This window comes from Falsiruegeria litorea R37, from assembly GCF_900172225.1.
Taxonomy (GTDB): domain Bacteria; phylum Pseudomonadota; class Alphaproteobacteria; order Rhodobacterales; family Rhodobacteraceae; genus Falsiruegeria; species Falsiruegeria litorea.
The window spans coordinates 1,548,470-1,566,822 of the sequence record NZ_FWFO01000001.1; the positions used below are offsets into that span (position 1 = coordinate 1,548,470).

The following is an 18,353-nucleotide window of genomic DNA, read 5'->3' on the forward strand; positions in this document are numbered from 1 at the left end:
ATGGAAGGTTTTGCAGAATATTCCCACGCGATTGCGTCGTTGGTGCTGTTCACGCTGGTCGTGCTGGCGCTCTCGCCGTTTTCGGCGCTTGCCAAGGCGGGCAAGGGGCTGGCACCAGGTGCCACGCCCGAGCAGGACTATGCGGACAAGGCCTATCGTCTGAACCGGGCATATCTGAATGGCACCGAAACCCTGCCTGCGTTTGTCACCGTGACCGTCGCGGCGATGCTGGCAGGGGCAAGCCCGTTCTGGGTCAACCTTTTGGCATCGGTTGTTTTGGTCTCGCGCCTGATGATGTTGGTGGTCCATCTGCGCGGAATTGGGCAGGCGAATAATGGCCCGCGTTCGGTTTTCTACGTGTTGGGGTGGGCTTGCCTGGTGGCCCTTGGGATCATGGCATTGGTGGCAGTGTTTTGAAACAACCTGACGGATATCACCTGGCCGAGCTGAACGTCGGCCGCCTTTTGGCACCGACGGATGATCCGCGTGTGGCCGAGTTCATGGCAAACCTGGACCGTGTGAACGGTCTGGGCAAACGCATGCCCGGTTTTGTCTGGATGATGGAAGGCTCGGGCGAGCCCGGTACCGGAAACACCGAAAACAGCATCGGCGACGACCCGCAATTTGTGGCCAACCTGACGGTTTGGAAGGATGCGCCGAGCCTGGAAAAATTCGTCTGGGGCACGATCCACAAGCAATTCTATGAGCGCCGCCAGGAATGGTTCGAGGTTCTGGGCGCTATGCATTTCGTCATGTGGTGGATGCCCGAGGGGCATGAGCCGACGTTGGACGAAGCGACAGAGCGGCTCGAGCACCTGCGCGCGCATGGTGCAACCGAGCATGCCTTTGACTGGTCCGCCTTGAGCGACGCCAACATGTGGAAAACCCACGGCTGCACCCATGTGGCGGCGGAGTAAGAGCAGATGAAGAAACCAAAATTCAACAGCCAACCCAGTGACCTGGGCACAGCAACAGGAGGACATTGACATGAAGACCACCCGTCTTGCCCTGCTTGGGGTTCTGTGCGCAGCCGTTGCTGTTGCCGGGTGCAACCGCAAGAAAAACGCGGTCAACCTGATCACCTATGACGGCATCGAATTCCGCACCGATGCAAAACCCATCGACAAGAAGGTGACGTTGGCTGACTTCTATGTTCGCGTCGAAGGCGCTGCCATCTCGTTGGACTCGGCTCGCAAGGCTGGTCGCGACCGGGCGTATCGCTATTGCATCGAAAACTACGGCACTTCAAAAGTCGATTGGGTGGTTGGTCCGGATGCCGATCCGGCGCAGCTGCAACTGGTTGATGGTGCGCTGACCTTCCGCGGGACCTGTGGCCGCCCATGATCCGCGCATTGGCATATCCTTGCTCATCAATGGGGCTGTTATTGAATAGCAACCCGGATGGGGGTCGTTTTGGATCATACAAAACGAAAGGGAATGCCATGTCCGTTATCAAGTATGCCGTTTTTGCGACCCTGGTTGCTCTGCCTGTCACGATCCCCGCTGCGGCCCAGGCCAAGCCGCCTCTGCGCGAGGTGAGCGAGATCGACAACGAGCTCTACTACATCGCCATCGCCAACGAGATCGCCGAGGTTTGCGATGGCATCAGTGGCCGTCGGATGAAGGCGATCGGTGTCATGTGGGGGCTGCGGTCCAAGGCCAATAAACTGGGCTATTCGGATGATGAAATCCGGGCCTATGTGGAATCCGACACCGAAAAGGACCGTATGCGCGCCAAGGGCGAGAGCTATCTGGCCGCCAACGGTGCGAAATACGGACAACCCGAAACCTTCTGTGCGCTTGGCCGCGCAGAGATCAATAAAAACAGCGCGATCGGCGTGTATTTGAGGGCGAAATAGACCATGTCTGACCTCCGCAAGATCAATATCGATGGGCAAGAGCTCGAAGTGGACGGCGCGATGACCCTGATCCAGGCCTGTGAGCAGGCCGGGGTCGAGGTGCCGCGTTTCTGTTATCACGAGCGTCTGTCCATCGCGGGCAACTGCCGCATGTGCCTGGTCGAGGTTGTGGGCGGCCCGCCCAAGCCTGCGGCATCCTGCGCGATGCAGGTGCGCGATTTGCGCCCCGGCCCCGAAGGTCAGGCGCCGGTCGTCAAGACCAACTCGCCCATGGTCAAGAAGGCCCGCGAAGGGGTGATGGAGTTCATGCTCATCAACCACCCGTTGGACTGCCCGATCTGCGACCAGGGTGGCGAATGCGACCTGCAGGATCAGGCGATGGCCTATGGCATTTCGGCAACCCGCTTCAAGGAAGCCAAGCGCGCGGTCGACGATCTGGATCTGGGTCCGCTGGTGTCCACCGCGATGACCCGCTGCATCAGCTGCACCCGCTGCGTGCGCTTCACGACCGAGGTCGCGGGCATCACCCAGATGGGCCAGACCGGTCGCGGCGAAGATGCCGAGATCACCAGCTATCTGAACGAAACGCTGGTGTCGAACCTGCAGGGCAACATCATCGATCTGTGCCCGGTCGGGGCGCTCACGTCGAAACCATACGCCTTTACCGCGCGCCCGTGGGAGCTGACCAAAACCGAAAGCATCGATGTGATGGACGCCCTTGGTTCGAACATCCGCGTCGACACAAAGGGGCGTGAAGTGATGCGGTTCCTGCCGCGCAACCATGACGGCGTGAACGAGGAATGGATCAGCGACAAGACCCGCTTTGTCTGGGACGGCCTGCGCCGCCAGCGTCTGGACCGGCCTTATGTGCGCGTCGATGGCAAACTGAAGCCCGCAAGCTGGCCCGAGGCTTTGGCCGCTGCGGCACAAGCGATCAACGGGGCCGAGAAACTGGCTGGTCTGGTTGGTGATCTAGCTTCGGTCGAGGCGTCATTTGCGCTGAAGCAACTGGTCGAGGGCAAAGGCGGTGTCGTCGAATGCCGTACCGACGGTGCAAAGCTGCCAACGGGCAACCGTGGTGCTTATGCCGGGACCGCCGCGATTGAGGATATCGACAGCGCCGAACGCATCCTGCTGATCGGTACCGACCCACGTAACGAGGCGCCGGTGCTGAACGCGCGTATTCGCAAAGCCTGGATCAACGGGGCGGAGGTCGCACTGGTCGGTCAGGCGGTCGATCTGACCTATGACTATGCCCACATGGGTGACGACCGCGCCGCGCTGCAAAAGGTTGTCGACATGGGCGGAGACGACGAGATCAAGAGCAAGCGCTCGCTGGTGATCGTAGGGCAGGGCGCCCTGCAAGAGGCCGACGGCGCCGCAGTTCTGGCAGCGGCCCAGGCTGTTGCGGCCAACACCGACAGCGGGTTGTTGATCCTGCACACCGCAGCCGCGCGTGTTGGCGCGATGGATGTGGACGCCACCAACGAACGCGGTATGGATGCGGTCAGTGAAGCAGACGTGATCTATAACCTGGGTGCCGACGAGGTCGAGATCGGAGCCAAAGAAGATGGGGGTGCCTTTGTCATCTATCAAGGCAGCCATGGCGACCGTGGCGCACACCGTGCAGATGTGATCCTGCCGGGTGCCGCCTATACCGAGGAAAACGGGCTGTTCGTGAACACCGAAGGCCGCCCGCAGCTGGCCCTGCGCGCCGGGTTTGCACCGGGTGAGGCCAAGGAAAACTGGGCCATCCTGCGTGCTTTGAGCGCGGAAACCGGTGAAGCCCTGCCGTACGACAGCCTGGCACAATTGCGTCAGGCGCTGGTTGCAGCCGTGCCGCATCTGGCCCGGATCGACGAAGTTGCCGAAAACGAGGTGCAGGCGATTGAGGCAGGCCCACTTGGCAAGGCGACGTTCCGCACTGCGGTCAAGGATTTCTACCTGACCAACCCGATTGCCCGCGCATCCCAGCTGATGGCTGAACTGTCAGCAGGGGCCAAGGCTCGCGCGTCGGAGCAGATTGCAGCAGAATGATCCGGATCGCACTCATATCCCTGATCGCATTGGCGGCTTGTGACCAGCAAGCCAGCGATACCGTTACGCGGTTCTCGCCTGACTATCAGGGCGTGGAAACCTCGCTCTTGGACGGGGATCTGGTGCAATTTGATGTGACAATGACAGGCGCCCGCAACGAACGGGATGTGGACGCCTATGCCGAATGTGCGGCGGCGCAATATGCGCTGATCCGTGGCTACGGATTTGCGCGGCATTTGCGCACAAACATGAATGAAAAAGGTGGCGTGTGGTCGGCGGATGCTGTTTACACCATCTCGTCATCATTACCCCGTGGGTTGGATACCATCGACGCCGAAGTCGTGGTCGCCAATTGCGCGGAAAACGGAATACCCACGGTGTGAGGACCTATGGCTGAATTCTTTAACACCCCAGGCGGCATCGCCGTGATCATCCTGGCGCAAGTGCTTGCAGTTGTTGCCTTTGTGATGATCTCGCTGCTCTTTCTGGTTTACGGCGACCGCAAGATCTGGGCCGCGGTTCAGATGCGTCGGGGCCCCAACGTCGTGGGCGTCTATGGCCTGCTGCAATCGGTGGCGGACGCGCTGAAATATGTGGTCAAAGAGGTGGTGATCCCTGCGGGCGCCGACCGCACCGTGTTCATCCTGGCGCCGCTGACCTCGTTTGTTCTGGCGATGATCGCCTGGGCGGTGATCCCGTTCAACGATGGCTGGGTTCTGTCCGACATCAACGTCGCGATCCTCTATGTCTTCGCCGTCTCCTCGCTCGAGGTTTATGGCGTGATCATGGGCGGTTGGGCCTCGAACTCGAAATACCCATTCCTGGGATCGCTGCGGTCAGCCGCGCAGATGATCTCGTACGAGGTATCGATCGGCCTCATCATCATCGGTGTGATCCTGTCGACCGGGTCGATGAACTTTGGTGACATCGTGCGCGCGCAGGACGGCAATCTGGGTCTGTTCAACTGGTACTGGCTGCCGCATTTCCCGATGGTCTTCCTGTTCTTCATCTCGGCCCTGGCTGAAACCAACCGACCCCCATTCGACCTTCCCGAAGCGGAATCGGAGCTGGTGGCCGGTTATCAGGTGGAATATTCGGCCACACCCTTCCTGCTGTTCATGGCTGGTGAATACATCGCCATCTTCCTGATGTGCGCGCTGACCACGCTGCTGTTCTTTGGCGGTTGGCTGTCGCCGATCCCGGGTCTGCCGGACGGCGTGCTTTGGATGGTCGCCAAGATGGCGTTCTTCTTCTTCCTGTTTGCGATGGTCAAGGCGATCACGCCGCGCTACCGCTATGACCAGCTGATGCGCCTGGGGTGGAAAGTGTTCCTGCCGTTCTCGCTGGCATGGGTGGTCTTCGTGGCCTTTGCTGCAAAATTCGACTGGTTCTGGGGGGCATTCGCCCGCTGGAGCGTAGGGGGCTGATCATGGCAAACATCGACTATACCCGCGCCGCCAAATATTTCCTGCTACAGGATTTCTGGGTCGGCATGAAATTGGGGCTGAAGTATTTCTTCGCCCCCAAGGCAACGATCAACTACCCGCATGAAAAGGGGCCATTGTCCCCGCGGTTCCGGGGGGAACACGCACTGCGCCGCTATCCAAATGGCGAAGAGCGTTGCATCGCCTGCAAACTGTGCGAGGCGATCTGCCCGGCACAGGCGATCACCATCGACGCCGAACCCCGCGAAGACGGCAGCCGTCGCACCACGCGCTATGACATCGACATGACCAAATGCATCTACTGCGGCTTCTGCCAGGAAGCTTGCCCAGTGGACGCCATCGTCGAGGGGCCGAATTTCGAATTCGCTACTGAGACCCGCGAAGAGTTGTTCTATGACAAGGACAAGCTGCTGGCGAACGGCGAGCGGTGGGAAGCCGAAATTGCCCGCAATCTGGAAATGGATGCGCCCTACCGATGACCGACCCGAAAAACCCGTTTGAGATGATGATGAAGCAGGCGCAGGACATGGCCAAGGCCATGAACCCCGCGCTTGAGAACTTCTCGCCCACCGACGCCTTCAAAGGGTTCGAGGCCATGTGGCCGACCATGCCCAAAGAGGTCATGGAGATGATGTTTGGCAACACCGTCAACAAGGACGGGCTGGATGCCAAGACACGCCTTTTGCTGACACTGGCGGGGCTGACGTGTCAGGGCGCGCAGGCGGATTCAGCTGTGCGTCAGACGGTGCGCCATGCGGTCGAGGCGGGCGCCAAGAAACAAGAGATCGTTGAAACGATCGGACAGATGTCGGTGTTTGCCGGCATTCCGGCCATGACCCGCGCGCTGGAGCTGGCGCAAGAGGTCATGGGCGAAGAAGGGGACAGCGAAACATGAGTGTATTTGCCTTTTACCTATTCGCGATCAGCGCGATCACCGGGGGGCTGTTCACCGTGATCAGCCGCCAGCCGGTGCATTCGGTGCTGTGGTTGATCTTGTCGTTCATCTCGTCGGCGGGGCTGTTTGTTCTGCTGGGGGCAGAGTTTGTCGCCATGCTGCTGATCATCGTCTACGTCGGCGCGGTCGCGGTTCTGTTCCTGTTTGTGGTGATGATGCTGGACGTGGACTTTGCTGAGCTGAAGGCCGAGATGGCGCGCTATATGCCGCTGGCCTTGCTGATCGGCCTGGTCATCCTGATGCAGTTTGTCATGGCGTTTGGCGCATGGGAAAGTGCTCCGGGTGCTGCAGGTCATCTGGCACAGCCGGTGCCTGCTGATCGTCACAACACCGAGGCGCTCGGCGTCATTCTTTACGACCAATATTTCCTTCTGTTCCAGCTGGCAGGTCTGATCCTGCTGGTCGCCATGATCGGTGCCATCGTGTTGACCCTGCGCCATCGGACCGACATCAAGCGTCAGGACATCGTCGCCCAGATGATGCGCGACCCGGCCACCGCGATGGAGCTGAAGGACGTCAAACCGGGGCAGGGGCTGTAACCATGATCGGACTTGAACATTATCTGACCGTCGCGGCGACGCTGTTCGTCATCGGCATCTTTGGTCTGTTCCTGAACCGCAAGAACGTGATCATTCTGCTGATGAGCATCGAGTTGATGCTGCTCGCGGTGAACATCAACCTTGTGGCGTTCTCCAGTTTTCTTGGTGATCTGGTCGGTCAGGTCTTCACCCTCTTCGTACTGACCGTTGCTGCAGCTGAGGCCGCGATTGGTCTGGCCATTCTGGTCTGCTTCTTCCGCAACCGCGGCACCATCGCCGTCGAAGACATCAACGTGATGAAGGGTTAAGAGATTATGGAAACCACTATCCTCTTTGCCCCTCTGGTCGGCGCGATCCTGTGCGGGTTCGGCTGGAGATTTCTGGGCGAAAAAGCCGCCATGTGGACTGCCACGGGCCTGCTGTTCCTAAGCTGCCTGCTCAGCTGGATCGTCTTCTTCACCTTTGACGGTGTCACCCAGCAGATCGAGATCCTGCGCTGGATCGAAAGTGGCGCGCTCAGCACCGACTGGGCGATCCGTCTGGATCGGATGACGGCAATCATGCTGATCGTCGTCACCACCGTTTCAGCGCTCGTGCACCTTTATTCCTTTGGCTACATGGATCACGATCCGCAGTGGCGCGAAGGTGAGAGCTATAAGCCGCGCTTCTTTGCCTACCTGTCGTTCTTTACCTTTGCCATGCTGATGCTGGTGACGGCCGACAACCTGGTGCAGATGTTCTTTGGCTGGGAAGGCGTGGGCGTCGCATCCTACCTGCTGATCGGCTTCTACTATCGCAAACCCACGGCCAATGCGGCCGCGATGAAAGCGTTCATCGTCAATCGCGTGGGCGACTTTGGCTTTGCGCTTGGCATCTTTGCGCTGTTCTTCTTGGTCGACAGCATCAACTTTGACGACATCTTTGCCGCCGCGCCCACATTGGCTGAAACGCAGCTGACGTTCCTGTGGGGTGAGTGGTCGGCGATCGAGGTTGTCTGTGTGCTGCTCTTCATTGGCGCCATGGGTAAGTCGGCGCAGCTGATCCTGCACACCTGGTTGCCCGACGCGATGGAGGGCCCGACACCTGTGTCGGCGCTGATCCACGCCGCAACCATGGTGACCGCCGGTGTCTTCCTGGTGTGCCGCATGTCGCCGCTGATGGAATTCGCACCGGGTGCAACCGGGTTCATCACCGTGCTTGGTGCAACAACCGCGTTCTTTGCGGCCACCGTGGGTCTGGTTCAAACCGACATCAAACGCGTGATCGCTTATTCCACGTGTTCTCAGCTGGGTTACATGTTTGTGGCCGCTGGTGTTGGCATGTATTCGGCGGCGATGTTCCATCTGTTCACGCACGCCTTCTTCAAAGCACTGTTGTTCCTTGGGGCCGGTTCGGTCATCCACGCGATGCACCACGAGCAGGACATGATGAACTATGGCAACCTGCGCAAGAAGATCCCCTATACCTTTGCGGCGATGATGATCGGGACTCTGGCGATCACCGGGGTTGGCATTCCGTTGACCACCTTTGGTTTCGCAGGCTTCCTGTCCAAGGATGCTATCATCGAAAGCGCCTATGCGGGCGGGTCGTCTTATGGCTTTTGGTTGCTGGTTGTCGCGGCAGCAATGACGTCCTTCTACAGCTGGCGTTTGATCTTGCTGACTTTTTATGGCGAGGAACGCGGCGACAAACATACGCATGAACACGCGCACGAAAGCCCGATGACCATGCTGGTGCCGCTTGGGGTTCTGTCCGCTGGTGCGGTGTTTGCCGGCATGATCTGGTATGGGCAGTTTTTTGGTCACACCGATCAGGTTGCCAAGTTCTATGGCATTCCGGTGGCCGAGGCTGCAGCAGATGGTCATGGCACATCGCACGGCGCGTCCGGCTCGGACACTGTATCGTCGGACGGTCACGGTGACGACGCGGGCCACGCAAATGACGGACATGGCGCCGCATCTTCGGGCGAGCATCACTATGTCTTTGCTGGTGAGCCGGGTGAGGGCGCGCTTTACATGGCGCCGGACAACACCGTGCTGGATGACGCGCATGCCGCACCGAAATGGGTCAAGGTCTCGCCCTTCATCGCGATGATCCTGGGCCTGCTGACGGCGCTGTGGTTCTATGTCTGGAACCCGGCGATGCCCGGCCGCATGGTCGAAAACTTCACCCCGCTCTACAGGTTCCTCAAGAACAAGTGGTACTTTGACGAGCTCTATGACGTGGTTTTTGTCAAACCCGCCCTGGCGATTGGCCGGTTCCTGTGGAAACGCGGTGACGGCAACACCATCGACGGCTTCCTGAACGGGATTGCCATGGGCGTTGTTCCCTTCTTCACCCGCCTCGCAGGCAAGGCGCAGTCGGGCTATATCTTTACCTATGCCTTCTGGATGGTTTTGGGGCTAGCCGCCCTGGTCACCTGGATGTCGATCGGCGGAGGCGCACACTAATGGATAACATCCTCTCCATCGTCACCTTTGTCCCGGCGATTGCCGCGCTCATCCTGGCCGTGTTTCTGCGCGGCGAAGATGCAGCCGCACAGCGCAACGCCAAATGGGGGGCGTTGTTTGCAACGACCGTGACCTTCCTGGTGTCCATCGGCATTTACACGGGCTTTGACCCCTCGAACACGGGCTTTCAGTTCGTGGAAGAGGCCGAATGGTTCATGGGCCTGAAGTACAAGATGGGCGTTGATGGCATCAGCGTGCTGTTTGTCCTGCTGACCACCTTCATCATGCCGCTGACCATCCTGGCCAGCTGGAACGTGGAAACACGGGTCAAGGAATACATGATCGCCTTCCTTCTGCTGGAAACGCTGATGCTCGGTGTGTTCATGGCGCTGGACCTGATCCTGTTCTACCTGTTCTTCGAGGCGGGCCTGATCCCGATGTTCCTGATCATCGGCATCTGGGGCGGCAAGGAACGCATCTATGCCAGCTTCAAGTTCTTCCTCTACACCTTCCTTGGCTCGGTGCTGATGCTGGTGGCCATGGTCGCGATGTATGTCGATGCAGGCACCACCGATATCGAAGCGCTGATGAGCCATCAGTTCGCATCTGAGAGCTTCAGTGTGCTGGGGATCTATGTCGTGGGCGGCATGCAGACGCTGATGTTCCTGGCGTTCTTTGCCTCGTTCGCGGTCAAGATGCCGATGTGGCCAGTGCACACCTGGTTGCCGGATGCGCACGTTCAAGCGCCAACAGCCGGTTCGGTCGTTCTGGCGGCGATCCTGTTGAAAATGGGCGGCTATGGCTTCCTGCGGTTCAGCCTGCCGATGTTCCCGGTGGGGGCAGAGGTTCTGACGCCGCTGGTTTTGTGGATGTCGGCGATTGCGATCGTCTACACCTCGCTGGTGGCGATGGTGCAGGAAGACATGAAAAAGCTGATCGCCTATTCGTCGGTCGCGCACATGGGTTTTGTGACCATGGGCATCTTTGCGGCGAACCAGCAGGGCGTGGATGGCGCGATTTTCCAGATGATCAGCCACGGCTTCATCTCGGCGGCGCTGTTCCTGTGTGTGGGTGTGATCTATGACCGGATGCACACCCGTGACATCGACGCCTATGGCGGGTTGGTGAACCGGATGCCGGCATACGCGATGGTGTTCATGCTGTTCACCATGGCCAACGTGGGCCTGCCGGGCACGTCCGGTTTCGTTGGTGAATTCCTGACACTGATGGGGATCTTCCAGGTCAACACCTGGGTGGCAGCTGTGGCGACATCCGGCGTGATCTTCTCGGCTGGCTATGCGCTGTGGCTCTATCGTCGGGTGGTCTTTGGCGATCTGATCAAGGAGAGCCTGAAATCCATCACCGATATGAGCTCGCGCGAGCGTGCCGTCTTTGCGCCGCTGATCGTCATGACCATCCTGCTGGGGGTCTACCCCTCGCTGGTCACAGACATCATCGGCCCGTCGACTGCCGCGCTGATTTCGAACTATGACACGGCCCTGGCCGCGGCAGAGGCCGCGACCCAGGTTGCCGAGACGCACTAAGGGGGCCCCGGGACATGATCCAGGCTGATCTGACCGTAATCCTGCCAGAGATTGTTCTGGCCGTGTACGCCATGGTGGCGCTCTTGGGGGCGGTTTACACCACCAAGGACGGCATGGCCCCGCTGTTGGTCTGGACGACCAGCGGGTTGATGGCCGTGCTGGCCATCTGGATCGCAACCAGCGGCAATGGCACCAACGTGGCGTTCAACGGCATGTTCGTAGACGACGGCTTTGCCCGCTTCTCCAAAGTGGCCATCCTGCTGAGCGCGGCTGCTGTTCTGGTGATGAGCCAGGATTATATGAACCGTCGCGGTTTGCTGCGGTTCGAATACCCGCTGCTGGTGGCTTTGGCCGCTGTCGGCATGATGATGATGGTCTCGGCTGGCGACCTGATGGCGCTGTACATGGGGCTGGAGCTGCAATCGCTGGCGCTTTATGTCGTGGCGGCGCTGCGTCGTGACAGCATCAAATCGACCGAGGCGGGGCTGAAGTATTTCGTCCTTGGCGCGCTCAGCTCGGGCCTGCTGCTTTACGGTGCTTCGCTGGTTTACGGCTTTTCGGGCACCACCTTGTTCTCGGGCATCATCCAGACGGCCAAACATGGTGAACTGTCGGTTGGCCTGCTGTTTGGTCTGATCTTCCTGATCTCGGGCCTGGCGTTCAAGGTTTCGGCCGTGCCGTTCCACATGTGGACCCCGGATGTCTACGAGGGCTCGCCCACGCCGATCACCGCCTTCTTTGCCACCGCACCCAAGGTTGCGGCGATGGCTCTGTTCGCGCGCCTGATGCATGACGCCTTTGGTGCAGCGGTCAAGGATTGGCAGCAAGTGGTTGTGCTTCTGTCGGTTTTGTCGATGTTCCTGGGTGCGATTGCGGCCATCGGGCAGCGGGACATCAAGCGTCTGATGGCGTTTTCGTCGATTGCGCACATGGGCTATGCCCTGATCGGTCTGGCCGCTGGCACGGAACTGGGCGTCAAATCGATGCTGATGTACCTGGCGATCTATGTGACCATGAACGTGGGCACTTTTGCCTTCATCCTGATGATGGAGCGTGATGGCCAGCCCGTGACGGATATCGAAGCTCTGCGCCAGTACGGCCGCCGTGAACCAGGTAAGGCCCTGGCGGTGCTGATCCTGATGTTCTCGCTGGCCGGTGTGCCGCCAATGCTGGGCTTCTTTGCCAAGTACGGCGTCTGGCAGGCGGGTGTGCAGGCGGATCTGACCGGGCTTGTGATCGCCTCGGCCGTGGCCTCGGTCATTGGTGCGTTCTACTACCTTCGGATCGTGTTCTACATGTACTTCGGGGAAGAGACCGAAGAAGCGCTCGACACCCATTCCTCGCCCATCTTGTGGGCGGCGTTGATGGGATCGGCGGCGCTGATGCTGGTCGGTGTTGTCTATCAGTTCGGAATTGAGGGCGCGGCAGCAGCTGCGGCGGCGACACTTGTCAACTGATCTGACACAGCGATACGAACAAAGGGGCCTGGTCACACGACCGGGCCTTTTGTCATGAAGGCCTGGCCGCACGGATATGGCCGCCGGGTGTTCGAAGAGATCGACAGCACCCTGAACGAGGCGGCCCGGATCGCGCCAACACTGGCGGGGCCGGAATGGATCATGGCCTATCACCAGACCGCGGGCCGCGGACGGCGTGGCCGGGTGTGGAAAAACCCGCGTGGCAACTTCTCGTCCACGTTGGTGCTGCGCCCTGAGGGGCCGCCCGAACAGGCCGCGCTGCGCAGCTTTGTGGCGGCCTTGGCACTCTTTGATGCCTTTGTGGCGGTCACGGGCCGCGCAGACGGTCTGTCGCTGAAATGGCCCAACGATGTGCTGCTGAACGGCGGCAAGATTGCTGGCATCCTGTTGGAAAGTGCGGGCATTGGTGGCGGCGTCACCCATCTGGCAGTTGGCATTGGCGTGAACCTGATCGCGGGTCCGCCCGATGACATTTTGGAAGAACGTGCCACGCGGCCCGTGTCGTTGCTCGGCGAAACCGGGCTCAAGGTAGAGCCCGAGGACTTCCTGCTGGAACTGGCGCTTTCGTTCGACAAATATGAGACCCAACTGCGGACTTATGGGTTTGAACCGATCCGCACCGCTTGGTTGACGCGCGCCGCCAAGTTGGGAGAGGTCATTACCGCCCGTACCGCAACGTCCGAAACCGTGGGCACCTTTGAAACGGTGGACGCAGACGGCAACCTTGTCCTAAACACCGCCAAAGGACGCGTTAGCATTCCCGCCGCTGACGTGTATTTCTAAGAAAGGGACAGAGCATGCTCTTGGCCATCGACTGCGGCAACACCAACACCGTCTTTTCGATCTGGGACGGGACCGAGTTCCTGTGCACCCTGCGCACCTCGACCCACCATTCGCGGACGGCGGACGCCTATTTCACTTGGTATTCGACGCTGGTGAAGCACTATGGGCTGGATGTGGACATCACCGAGGTGATCATTTCGTCGACGGTGCCGCGCGTTGTGTTCAACCTGCGCGTCTTTGCAGATCGGTTTTTTGGTGCGCGCCCCATCGTGGTAGGCAAGCCCGAGTGCCTGTTGCCGCATCAACCGCGCGTCGATGAGGGCACGCAGGTGGGGCCAGACCGTCTGGTGAACTCGGCCGGGGCCTTTGATCGTCATGGCGGCGATCTGATCGTGGTGGATTTCGGTACGGCGACCACCTTTGACGTGGTGGATCACGATGGCGCCTATGTGGGCGGCGCAATTGCGCCGGGCGTGAACCTGAGCCTTGAAGCGCTGCATATGGCGGCTGCTGCGCTGCCACATGTGGACATTGCCAAGCCACAGCGTGTAGTAGGCACCAACACCGTGGCCTGCATGCAATCCGGCGTGTTCTGGGGCTATGTCGGGCTGGTGCGAGAAATTTGTACGCGCATCCGCGAGGAGCGCGACCGACCAATGAAGATCGTGGCGACAGGTGGGCTGGCCCCGCTGTTTCAGCAAAACGCTGATCTGTTTGATGCCATGGAAGAAGATTTGACGATGCACGGGCTGACCGTGATTCATCGCTATAACAAGGAAAATGGCTGACAATGAGCAGCGAGAGATTGATTTACCTGCCCCTCGGTGGGGCGGGCGAAATTGGCATGAATGCCTATGTGTACGGCTATGGAGCAGCGGACAAGGAACGCTTTATCCTGGTCGATCTGGGCGTTGCCTTTCCCGATATGGACACCACGCCGGGCGTGGATCTGATCATGCCCGACATGGCTTGGCTGATGGAGCGCGCGGACCGATTGGACGCCATCTTTATCACCCACGCGCATGAGGATCACGTGGGCGGTGTGGCGCATTTCTATGCCAAACTGGGCGCGCCGGTCTATGCCCGCGCCTTTACCGCCAACATCGCGCGGCGCAAGCTGGACGAGCACGGCCATCCGCCCGAGGCGGTGCGCACGGCGTCAACTTGGCCCGAGACGGTCAAGGCGGGGCCGTTCACGGTGGGCTTTGCGCCCATGTCGCACTCGATCCCGGAAAGCGCGGGCCTTGTCATCGACAGCCCCGCAGGCCGTGTCGTGCACACCGGTGATTTCAAACTGGACCCGAACCCCGTGGTGGGTGAAGCGTTTGATCCCGACATGTGGGCCGAGATCGCCAAGCCGGGTGTACGTGCACTGGTCTGTGACAGCACCAATGTGTTCTCGACCCATCCGGGTCGCTCGGAATCCGAGGTGGGCCCCGAGATTGTGCGCCTGGTGAGCGAAGCCAGCGGCATGGTGGTGGCGACGACATTTGCCAGCAACGTGGCGCGGGTAAAGACGCTGGCAGAGGCGGCAGATCGGGCCGGGCGCTCGGTTGTGCTGTTGGGTCGGGCCATGCGGCGGATGATCGAGGCAGCGATTGAAACCGGCGTTCTGACCGATTTCCCCAAGGTGATCAGCGCCGAAGAGGCACGCGATGTACCGCGGGATCATCTGATGCTTTTGGTTACGGGCAGCCAGGGTGAGCGTCGCGCAGCAAGCGCGCAGCTGGCGCGTGGCAAGTATCGCGGACTTGAGGTGAGAGAGGGCGATCTGTTCTTGTTCTCGTCCAAGACCATTCCGGGCAACGAAAAAGGCGTGATCCGGATCATCAACCAGTTCAGCGAAAAAGGCGTGGATGTGGTTGATGACAGCTCGGGCCTTTATCACGTGTCAGGCCACGCAAACCGACCCGATCTGGAAGCGCTGCATGGCATCATCGACCCGCAGATGGTGATCCCGATGCACGGTGAACACAGGCACCTGCGCGCCCATGCCAAACTGGCCGAAAGCCATGGCCGCCCTGGTATTGTGGCCGTGAACGGCATGATGCTGGACCTGTCGGGCAATGCGCCATCGGTGGCCGAATACGTCGAAACCGGTCGCAGCTATCTGGACGGCTCGGTGATGGTTGGCGCACTGGACGGCGTGGTCCGCGACCGCATCCGCATGGCGCTCAATGGGCATGTGCTGGTCACGGTCATTCTGGACGAAGAGGATGAGCCCCTGGGGGAACCCTGGTGCGAGACCATGGGTTTGCCGGATATGGGCAGCTCCAAGGCGTCGCTGGTGGATGTGATGGAAGAGGATCTCAACCAGTTCCTGATGCGCGCTGGTGCCAAGACGCTGAAAGACGACGACAAGCTCGAAGAGGCACTGCGTCGGATCGTGCGTCAGACCGCACAGGCCGAGATTGGCAAGAAGCCCGAGGTCACTGTCGTGACCAGTCGGATGCGTTAAGTCGACGAGAGCAAAAAGAAAAACCGCCCGCCAGAGTGATCTGGTGGGCGGTTTTCTTTTGTGAGTGGTGGTGTTGCTGGGCGTTTACGCCGGGTGTTTGCCCGCAAAAAGCAGGCTGATCTTGCGGGGCAGGGCGAAAATTGCCTTGACCGCAAAGGCTACGCCGTCAGCCATCGCGCGGCTGCGGGCCATATCGGCTTGCAGGCGGATGGATTCGATTTCGGCGGCGCACGGAAAGTGCATGTCTTTGGTATTCATTTTCGTATCTCGGATCATCATGTTGAGCCCGTCACATAAGGTTCACATGGCCCAAGCACATCTTATGTTTGCGCAAACCCGTCATGTTCCTGTTGCACAGCTCTGAGGTCCGGATACAAAAAGCGCCCACATGTCGGTACATGAGGGCGCTTTCTAAAGTGGTCTTTCTAACCCTTAACCGGCGCGGCGTTCCGCAAAGCTAAGCGCGATGAAGCTGGGCAAGTGATCGCCCATGCCCACGACCTTGTTGCCACGGTCGTTGCGATCCCGCCCACGCGAACGTGGTTTGTTTTCAGTCGGTTTGTTGTCCGATCGTTCTGGCCTGTCGGTTTTGTCTGATCTGCGAGGCTTGCTTGCGCTCTTCTTCTCGCGCGGTTCCTTGACCTCGTCCTTGGGGGTGTCCTTGGCCTCGACAGGTTTGGATTTCACCGGGCTTTCGAGGCGCGGGATCTCCTTCTGGATCAGCTGTTCAACCGCATCCAACGCTTTTTGATCTCGCGGGCCGCATATTGTGATTGCCTTGCCTTCGCGTCCGGCACGGCCAGTGCGGCCAATACGGTGAACATAGTCTTCGGGGTGACCAGGCACGTCGAAGTTGATCACATGGCTGACGCTGGGAACGTCCAGACCGCGGGCAGCAACATCCGAGGCCACCAGCAGGCGCAACGATCCTTCGCGGAACCCGTCCAGGGTCTTGGTGCGCTGCGATTGATCCAGATCGCCGTGGATTGCGGCGGCATCATAGCCATATTTCTTGAGCGATTTCGCGCAGATATCCACATCCGTCTTGCGGTTGCAGAAGATGATGGCGTTGGTGCATTTGTCGCCTTCGCGGTCGATCAACCCGCGCAGGACCGTGCGTTTTTCGCTGCCCTCGCGGTCGCGACGCGAGGGTTTGAACATGACGACGCCCTGTTCGATGGTCTCGGACGCGGTGGCTTGGCGGGCCACTTCGATCCGCTCGGGCGCAGACAAGAAGGTGTTGGTGATCCGCTCGATCTCGGGCGCCATGGTGGCCGAGAAGAACAGGGTCTGGCGGGTGAACGGCGTCAGACCAAAGATGCGTTCGATGTCGGGGATGAACCCCATGTCGAGCATCCGGTCAGCCTCGTCCACGACCATGACCTTGACGTCCGACAGGATCAGCTTGCCACGTTCGAAGTGGTCCAGCAGACGGCCCGGCGTGGCGATCAGAACATCGACACCCTTGTCGATGATCGCTTCCTGCTCCTTGAAGCTGACGCCTCCGATCAGCAGCGCTTTGGTCAGCTTCATGTGCTTGGTGTAAGTGTCAAAGTTCTCGGCCACCTGGGCGGCCAGTTCGCGCGTAGGACACAGCACCAGGCTGCGGGGCATGCGCGCACGCGCCCGGCCACGGGCCAGAAGCGTGATCATCGGCAGCGTGAAGCTGGCGGTTTTGCCAGTGCCGGTCTGGGCGATTCCCAGAACATCGCGCCCTTCAAGAGCGGGGGGAATGGCACCAGCCTGAATTGGAGTGGGGGATTCGTACCCCGCCTCGGCAATAGCCTTGAGAACCTTGGGATTCAGGTTGAGGTCGGTAAATTTCGTCATGTGTTTCCGCGGTTTGCGGACACATTCTTGGCCCGCACGTCTGGTGTGAGCCGGGTCCGGACGACCCTGCGCTGACTGCGCATGACGGCTCGGTCTGGGGCATAACAAAATCCCCGCCCGGGGTCAAATCAAGTCCCTTGTCGCATGGAATTGTTGTTGATTTTCGTAGAATTGAGCGACAACCAGACCGAATCCGCAGCCTCTGTTTCCGGCGGCTAGTGCGACGGCGTGATGGGAGAGCGTTTGTAACGGCGCAATCGGGCGAATATGGTTTTGCGGTCAGACATGACCAATCTGAGCATTCGGAACCCCAGCGGACGCAGTACGGCATCGGCTTCGGACAGGCGCCACAGGCGAGCGAGCATGTTGATGTCCAGGTCGCCGTTCTCGAGCGAGTAAGGGTCCATGTCAAAGGCAAGCCCGTCGCGGGGTTTGGCGCCTCGCACACGGGGAAAGCCGCTATCGTTTCCGCGACCGGACTGGCGGCGTTCGCTGTCGTGCAGCTTGATCAGATCAAAGAGCATCGACAGGCCCTGACCACCCAAGCGCTGTTCGATGGTATCGCCATGATCGCCGAATGTGGTGGCGGCCGAGATCATCCAGCGGACAGACAATGTGCCGGCCAGAAACTTTCCCTGTTCGCGCCAGATGCGCAGAAACAATTGGCGGGCCTCTTCCGAGGCGTCGCGGCGGCGCAGCAGGGCGATTGTCAGGGCGTGCAGCAGGTGGAGGACGTTGTCACCATCGAACTCCAGCTCGAGCGCGTGGAGCTTGCGGCGCGCGTCGGTTTCCCCCTCGGGGAGGGGGCGGTCCGGTTCGGCGGTGACGGTTTGTCTGGCCAGGGCCGCCAGATCCACATCAGCGGGGGGCATCACCAGATGGGCATTCTGGAACGGCCGTTCGGCATGCTCCAGATTGCGCATCAGGCTATAGTAACCGCCCGGATATACAGGGTTTTCGATGTCCATCGGGCCG

At 60.0% G+C, this 18,353-nt stretch carries 20 protein-coding genes; 17 read left to right on the forward strand and 3 right to left on the reverse strand.

Annotated features, from left to right (window positions below; translation table 11 throughout):
• From TRL7639_RS07640 to TRL7639_RS07720, 17 genes are all read left to right on the forward strand, one after another.
• Positions 1-417 (forward strand): MAPEG family protein, encoded by a 417-nt coding sequence (locus TRL7639_RS07640; RefSeq protein ID WP_085795133.1) that lies wholly within the window; start codon positions 1-3, stop codon positions 415-417.
• Positions 414-917 (forward strand): DUF3291 domain-containing protein, encoded by a 504-nt coding sequence (locus TRL7639_RS07645; protein ID WP_085795134.1) that lies wholly within the window; start codon positions 414-416, stop codon positions 915-917. Before TRL7639_RS07640 ends, TRL7639_RS07645 begins: the two co-directional genes overlap by 4 nt.
• 70 nt (positions 918-987) lie before the next feature.
• On the forward strand, positions 988-1,344 hold the full coding sequence (locus TRL7639_RS07650) for a hypothetical protein (RefSeq protein ID WP_133057627.1): 357 nt from the start codon (positions 988-990) through the stop codon (positions 1,342-1,344).
• Positions 1,345-1,442: 98 nt separating this feature from the next.
• Positions 1,443-1,859: a DUF5333 domain-containing protein gene (locus tag TRL7639_RS07655; RefSeq protein WP_085795136.1), complete on the forward strand. Its 417-nt coding sequence runs from the start codon at positions 1,443-1,445 to the stop codon at positions 1,857-1,859.
• Positions 1,860-1,862: 3 nt separating this feature from the next.
• Positions 1,863-3,896 carry an NADH-quinone oxidoreductase subunit NuoG gene (gene nuoG / locus TRL7639_RS07660; protein WP_085795137.1) on the forward strand — a complete coding sequence of 678 codons (2,034 nt, stop codon included), beginning with the start codon at positions 1,863-1,865 and terminating at the stop codon, positions 3,894-3,896.
• Positions 3,893-4,279 (forward strand): YNQ4 family lipoprotein, encoded by a 387-nt coding sequence (locus tag TRL7639_RS07665; RefSeq protein ID WP_085795138.1) that lies wholly within the window; start codon positions 3,893-3,895, stop codon positions 4,277-4,279. The genes nuoG and TRL7639_RS07665 overlap by 4 nt, the downstream gene beginning before the upstream one ends.
• 6 nt (positions 4,280-4,285) lie before the next feature.
• Complete coding sequence (gene nuoH, locus TRL7639_RS07670; RefSeq protein WP_085795139.1) at positions 4,286-5,323, forward strand: NADH-quinone oxidoreductase subunit NuoH; 1,038 nt, start codon at positions 4,286-4,288, stop codon at positions 5,321-5,323.
• A 2-nt stretch (positions 5,324-5,325) separates the two neighbouring features.
• Complete coding sequence (gene nuoI, locus TRL7639_RS07675; protein WP_085795140.1) at positions 5,326-5,820, forward strand: NADH-quinone oxidoreductase subunit NuoI; 495 nt, start codon at positions 5,326-5,328, stop codon at positions 5,818-5,820.
• Complete coding sequence (locus TRL7639_RS07680; protein WP_085795141.1) at positions 5,817-6,236, forward strand: carboxymuconolactone decarboxylase family protein; 420 nt, start codon at positions 5,817-5,819, stop codon at positions 6,234-6,236. Before nuoI ends, TRL7639_RS07680 begins: the two co-directional genes overlap by 4 nt.
• Complete coding sequence (locus tag TRL7639_RS07685; RefSeq protein ID WP_085795142.1) at positions 6,233-6,835, forward strand: NADH-quinone oxidoreductase subunit J; 603 nt, start codon at positions 6,233-6,235, stop codon at positions 6,833-6,835. Before TRL7639_RS07680 ends, TRL7639_RS07685 begins: the two co-directional genes overlap by 4 nt.
• A gap of 2 nt (positions 6,836-6,837) precedes the next feature.
• Positions 6,838-7,143 carry an NADH-quinone oxidoreductase subunit NuoK gene (gene nuoK / locus TRL7639_RS07690; RefSeq protein ID WP_005624625.1) on the forward strand — a complete coding sequence of 102 codons (306 nt, stop codon included), beginning with the start codon at positions 6,838-6,840 and terminating at the stop codon, positions 7,141-7,143.
• A 6-nt stretch (positions 7,144-7,149) separates the two neighbouring features.
• Positions 7,150-9,285, forward strand: coding sequence for an NADH-quinone oxidoreductase subunit L (nuoL, locus tag TRL7639_RS07695; RefSeq protein ID WP_085795143.1), 2,136 nt, complete (start codon positions 7,150-7,152; stop codon positions 9,283-9,285).
• The gene (locus TRL7639_RS07700) at positions 9,285-10,829 is read left to right on the forward strand and encodes an NADH-quinone oxidoreductase subunit M (protein WP_085795144.1); all 1,545 of its coding nucleotides are present in this window, start codon (positions 9,285-9,287) and stop codon (positions 10,827-10,829) included. The genes nuoL and TRL7639_RS07700 overlap by 1 nt, the downstream gene beginning before the upstream one ends.
• Positions 10,830-10,843: 14 nt before the next feature.
• Complete coding sequence (gene nuoN, locus TRL7639_RS07705; RefSeq protein ID WP_085795145.1) at positions 10,844-12,286, forward strand: NADH-quinone oxidoreductase subunit NuoN; 1,443 nt, start codon at positions 10,844-10,846, stop codon at positions 12,284-12,286.
• Positions 12,287-12,340: 54 nt separating this feature from the next.
• Positions 12,341-13,090: a biotin--[acetyl-CoA-carboxylase] ligase gene (locus tag TRL7639_RS07710; RefSeq protein ID WP_085795146.1), complete on the forward strand. Its 750-nt coding sequence runs from the start codon at positions 12,341-12,343 to the stop codon at positions 13,088-13,090.
• Positions 13,091-13,104: 14 nt separating this feature from the next.
• Positions 13,105-13,878, forward strand: coding sequence for a type III pantothenate kinase (locus TRL7639_RS07715; protein ID WP_085795147.1), 774 nt, complete (start codon positions 13,105-13,107; stop codon positions 13,876-13,878).
• 2 nt (positions 13,879-13,880) lie between these two features.
• A complete protein-coding gene (locus TRL7639_RS07720) occupies positions 13,881-15,548 on the forward strand; it encodes a ribonuclease J (protein ID WP_085795148.1) in 1,668 nt (555 codons plus the stop codon).
• An 84-nt stretch (positions 15,549-15,632) separates the two neighbouring features.
• Here the strand turns inward: TRL7639_RS07720 and TRL7639_RS23065 are convergent, their stop codons facing one another.
• The 3 genes from TRL7639_RS23065 to TRL7639_RS07735 form a co-directional block, all read right to left on the reverse strand.
• The gene (locus TRL7639_RS23065) at positions 15,633-15,806 is read right to left on the reverse strand and encodes a hypothetical protein (RefSeq protein ID WP_165759778.1); all 174 of its coding nucleotides are present in this window, start codon (positions 15,804-15,806) and stop codon (positions 15,633-15,635) included.
• A 174-nt stretch (positions 15,807-15,980) separates the two neighbouring features.
• The gene (locus tag TRL7639_RS07730; protein WP_085795150.1) at positions 15,981-17,378 is read right to left on the reverse strand and encodes a DEAD/DEAH box helicase; all 1,398 of its coding nucleotides are present in this window, start codon (positions 17,376-17,378) and stop codon (positions 15,981-15,983) included.
• A 215-nt stretch (positions 17,379-17,593) separates the two neighbouring features.
• Positions 17,594-18,346 carry a hypothetical protein gene (locus TRL7639_RS07735; RefSeq protein ID WP_085795151.1) on the reverse strand — a complete coding sequence of 251 codons (753 nt, stop codon included), beginning with the start codon at positions 18,344-18,346 and terminating at the stop codon, positions 17,594-17,596.
• Between the last annotated feature and the right edge of the window lie 7 nt (positions 18,347-18,353).

Bases quoted from the DNA above. Each gene is read 5' to 3' on its own strand.
- nuoI (WP_085795140.1), top strand. From the start codon at position 5,326: ATGGCAAACATCGACTATACCCGCGCCGCCAAATATTTCCTGCTACAG.
- TRL7639_RS07655 (WP_085795136.1), top strand. From the start codon at position 1,443: ATGTCCGTTATCAAGTATGCCGTTTTTGCGACCCTGGTTGCTCTGCCT.
- TRL7639_RS07720 (WP_085795148.1), top strand. From the start codon at position 13,881: ATGAGCAGCGAGAGATTGATTTACCTGCCCCTCGGTGGGGCGGGCGAA.
- TRL7639_RS07735 (WP_085795151.1), bottom strand. From the start codon at position 18,346: ATGGACATCGAAAACCCTGTATATCCGGGCGGTTACTATAGCCTGATG.
- TRL7639_RS07680 (WP_085795141.1), top strand. From the start codon at position 5,817: ATGACCGACCCGAAAAACCCGTTTGAGATGATGATGAAGCAGGCGCAG.
- TRL7639_RS07640 (WP_085795133.1), top strand. From the start codon at position 1: ATGGAAGGTTTTGCAGAATATTCCCACGCGATTGCGTCGTTGGTGCTG.
- nuoH (WP_085795139.1), top strand. From the start codon at position 4,286: ATGGCTGAATTCTTTAACACCCCAGGCGGCATCGCCGTGATCATCCTG.
- TRL7639_RS07650 (WP_133057627.1), top strand. From the start codon at position 988: ATGAAGACCACCCGTCTTGCCCTGCTTGGGGTTCTGTGCGCAGCCGTT.
- TRL7639_RS07700 (WP_085795144.1), top strand. From the start codon at position 9,285: ATGGATAACATCCTCTCCATCGTCACCTTTGTCCCGGCGATTGCCGCG.
- nuoL (WP_085795143.1), top strand. From the start codon at position 7,150: ATGGAAACCACTATCCTCTTTGCCCCTCTGGTCGGCGCGATCCTGTGC.
- nuoG (WP_085795137.1), top strand. From the start codon at position 1,863: ATGTCTGACCTCCGCAAGATCAATATCGATGGGCAAGAGCTCGAAGTG.
- nuoK (WP_005624625.1), top strand. From the start codon at position 6,838: ATGATCGGACTTGAACATTATCTGACCGTCGCGGCGACGCTGTTCGTC.
- nuoN (WP_085795145.1), top strand. From the start codon at position 10,844: ATGATCCAGGCTGATCTGACCGTAATCCTGCCAGAGATTGTTCTGGCC.
- TRL7639_RS23065 (WP_165759778.1), bottom strand. From the start codon at position 15,806: ATGAATACCAAAGACATGCACTTTCCGTGCGCCGCCGAAATCGAATCC.
- TRL7639_RS07730 (WP_085795150.1), bottom strand. From the start codon at position 17,378: ATGACGAAATTTACCGACCTCAACCTGAATCCCAAGGTTCTCAAGGCT.
- TRL7639_RS07665 (WP_085795138.1), top strand. From the start codon at position 3,893: ATGATCCGGATCGCACTCATATCCCTGATCGCATTGGCGGCTTGTGAC.
- TRL7639_RS07710 (WP_085795146.1), top strand. From the start codon at position 12,341: ATGAAGGCCTGGCCGCACGGATATGGCCGCCGGGTGTTCGAAGAGATC.
- TRL7639_RS07715 (WP_085795147.1), top strand. From the start codon at position 13,105: ATGCTCTTGGCCATCGACTGCGGCAACACCAACACCGTCTTTTCGATC.
- TRL7639_RS07685 (WP_085795142.1), top strand. From the start codon at position 6,233: ATGAGTGTATTTGCCTTTTACCTATTCGCGATCAGCGCGATCACCGGG.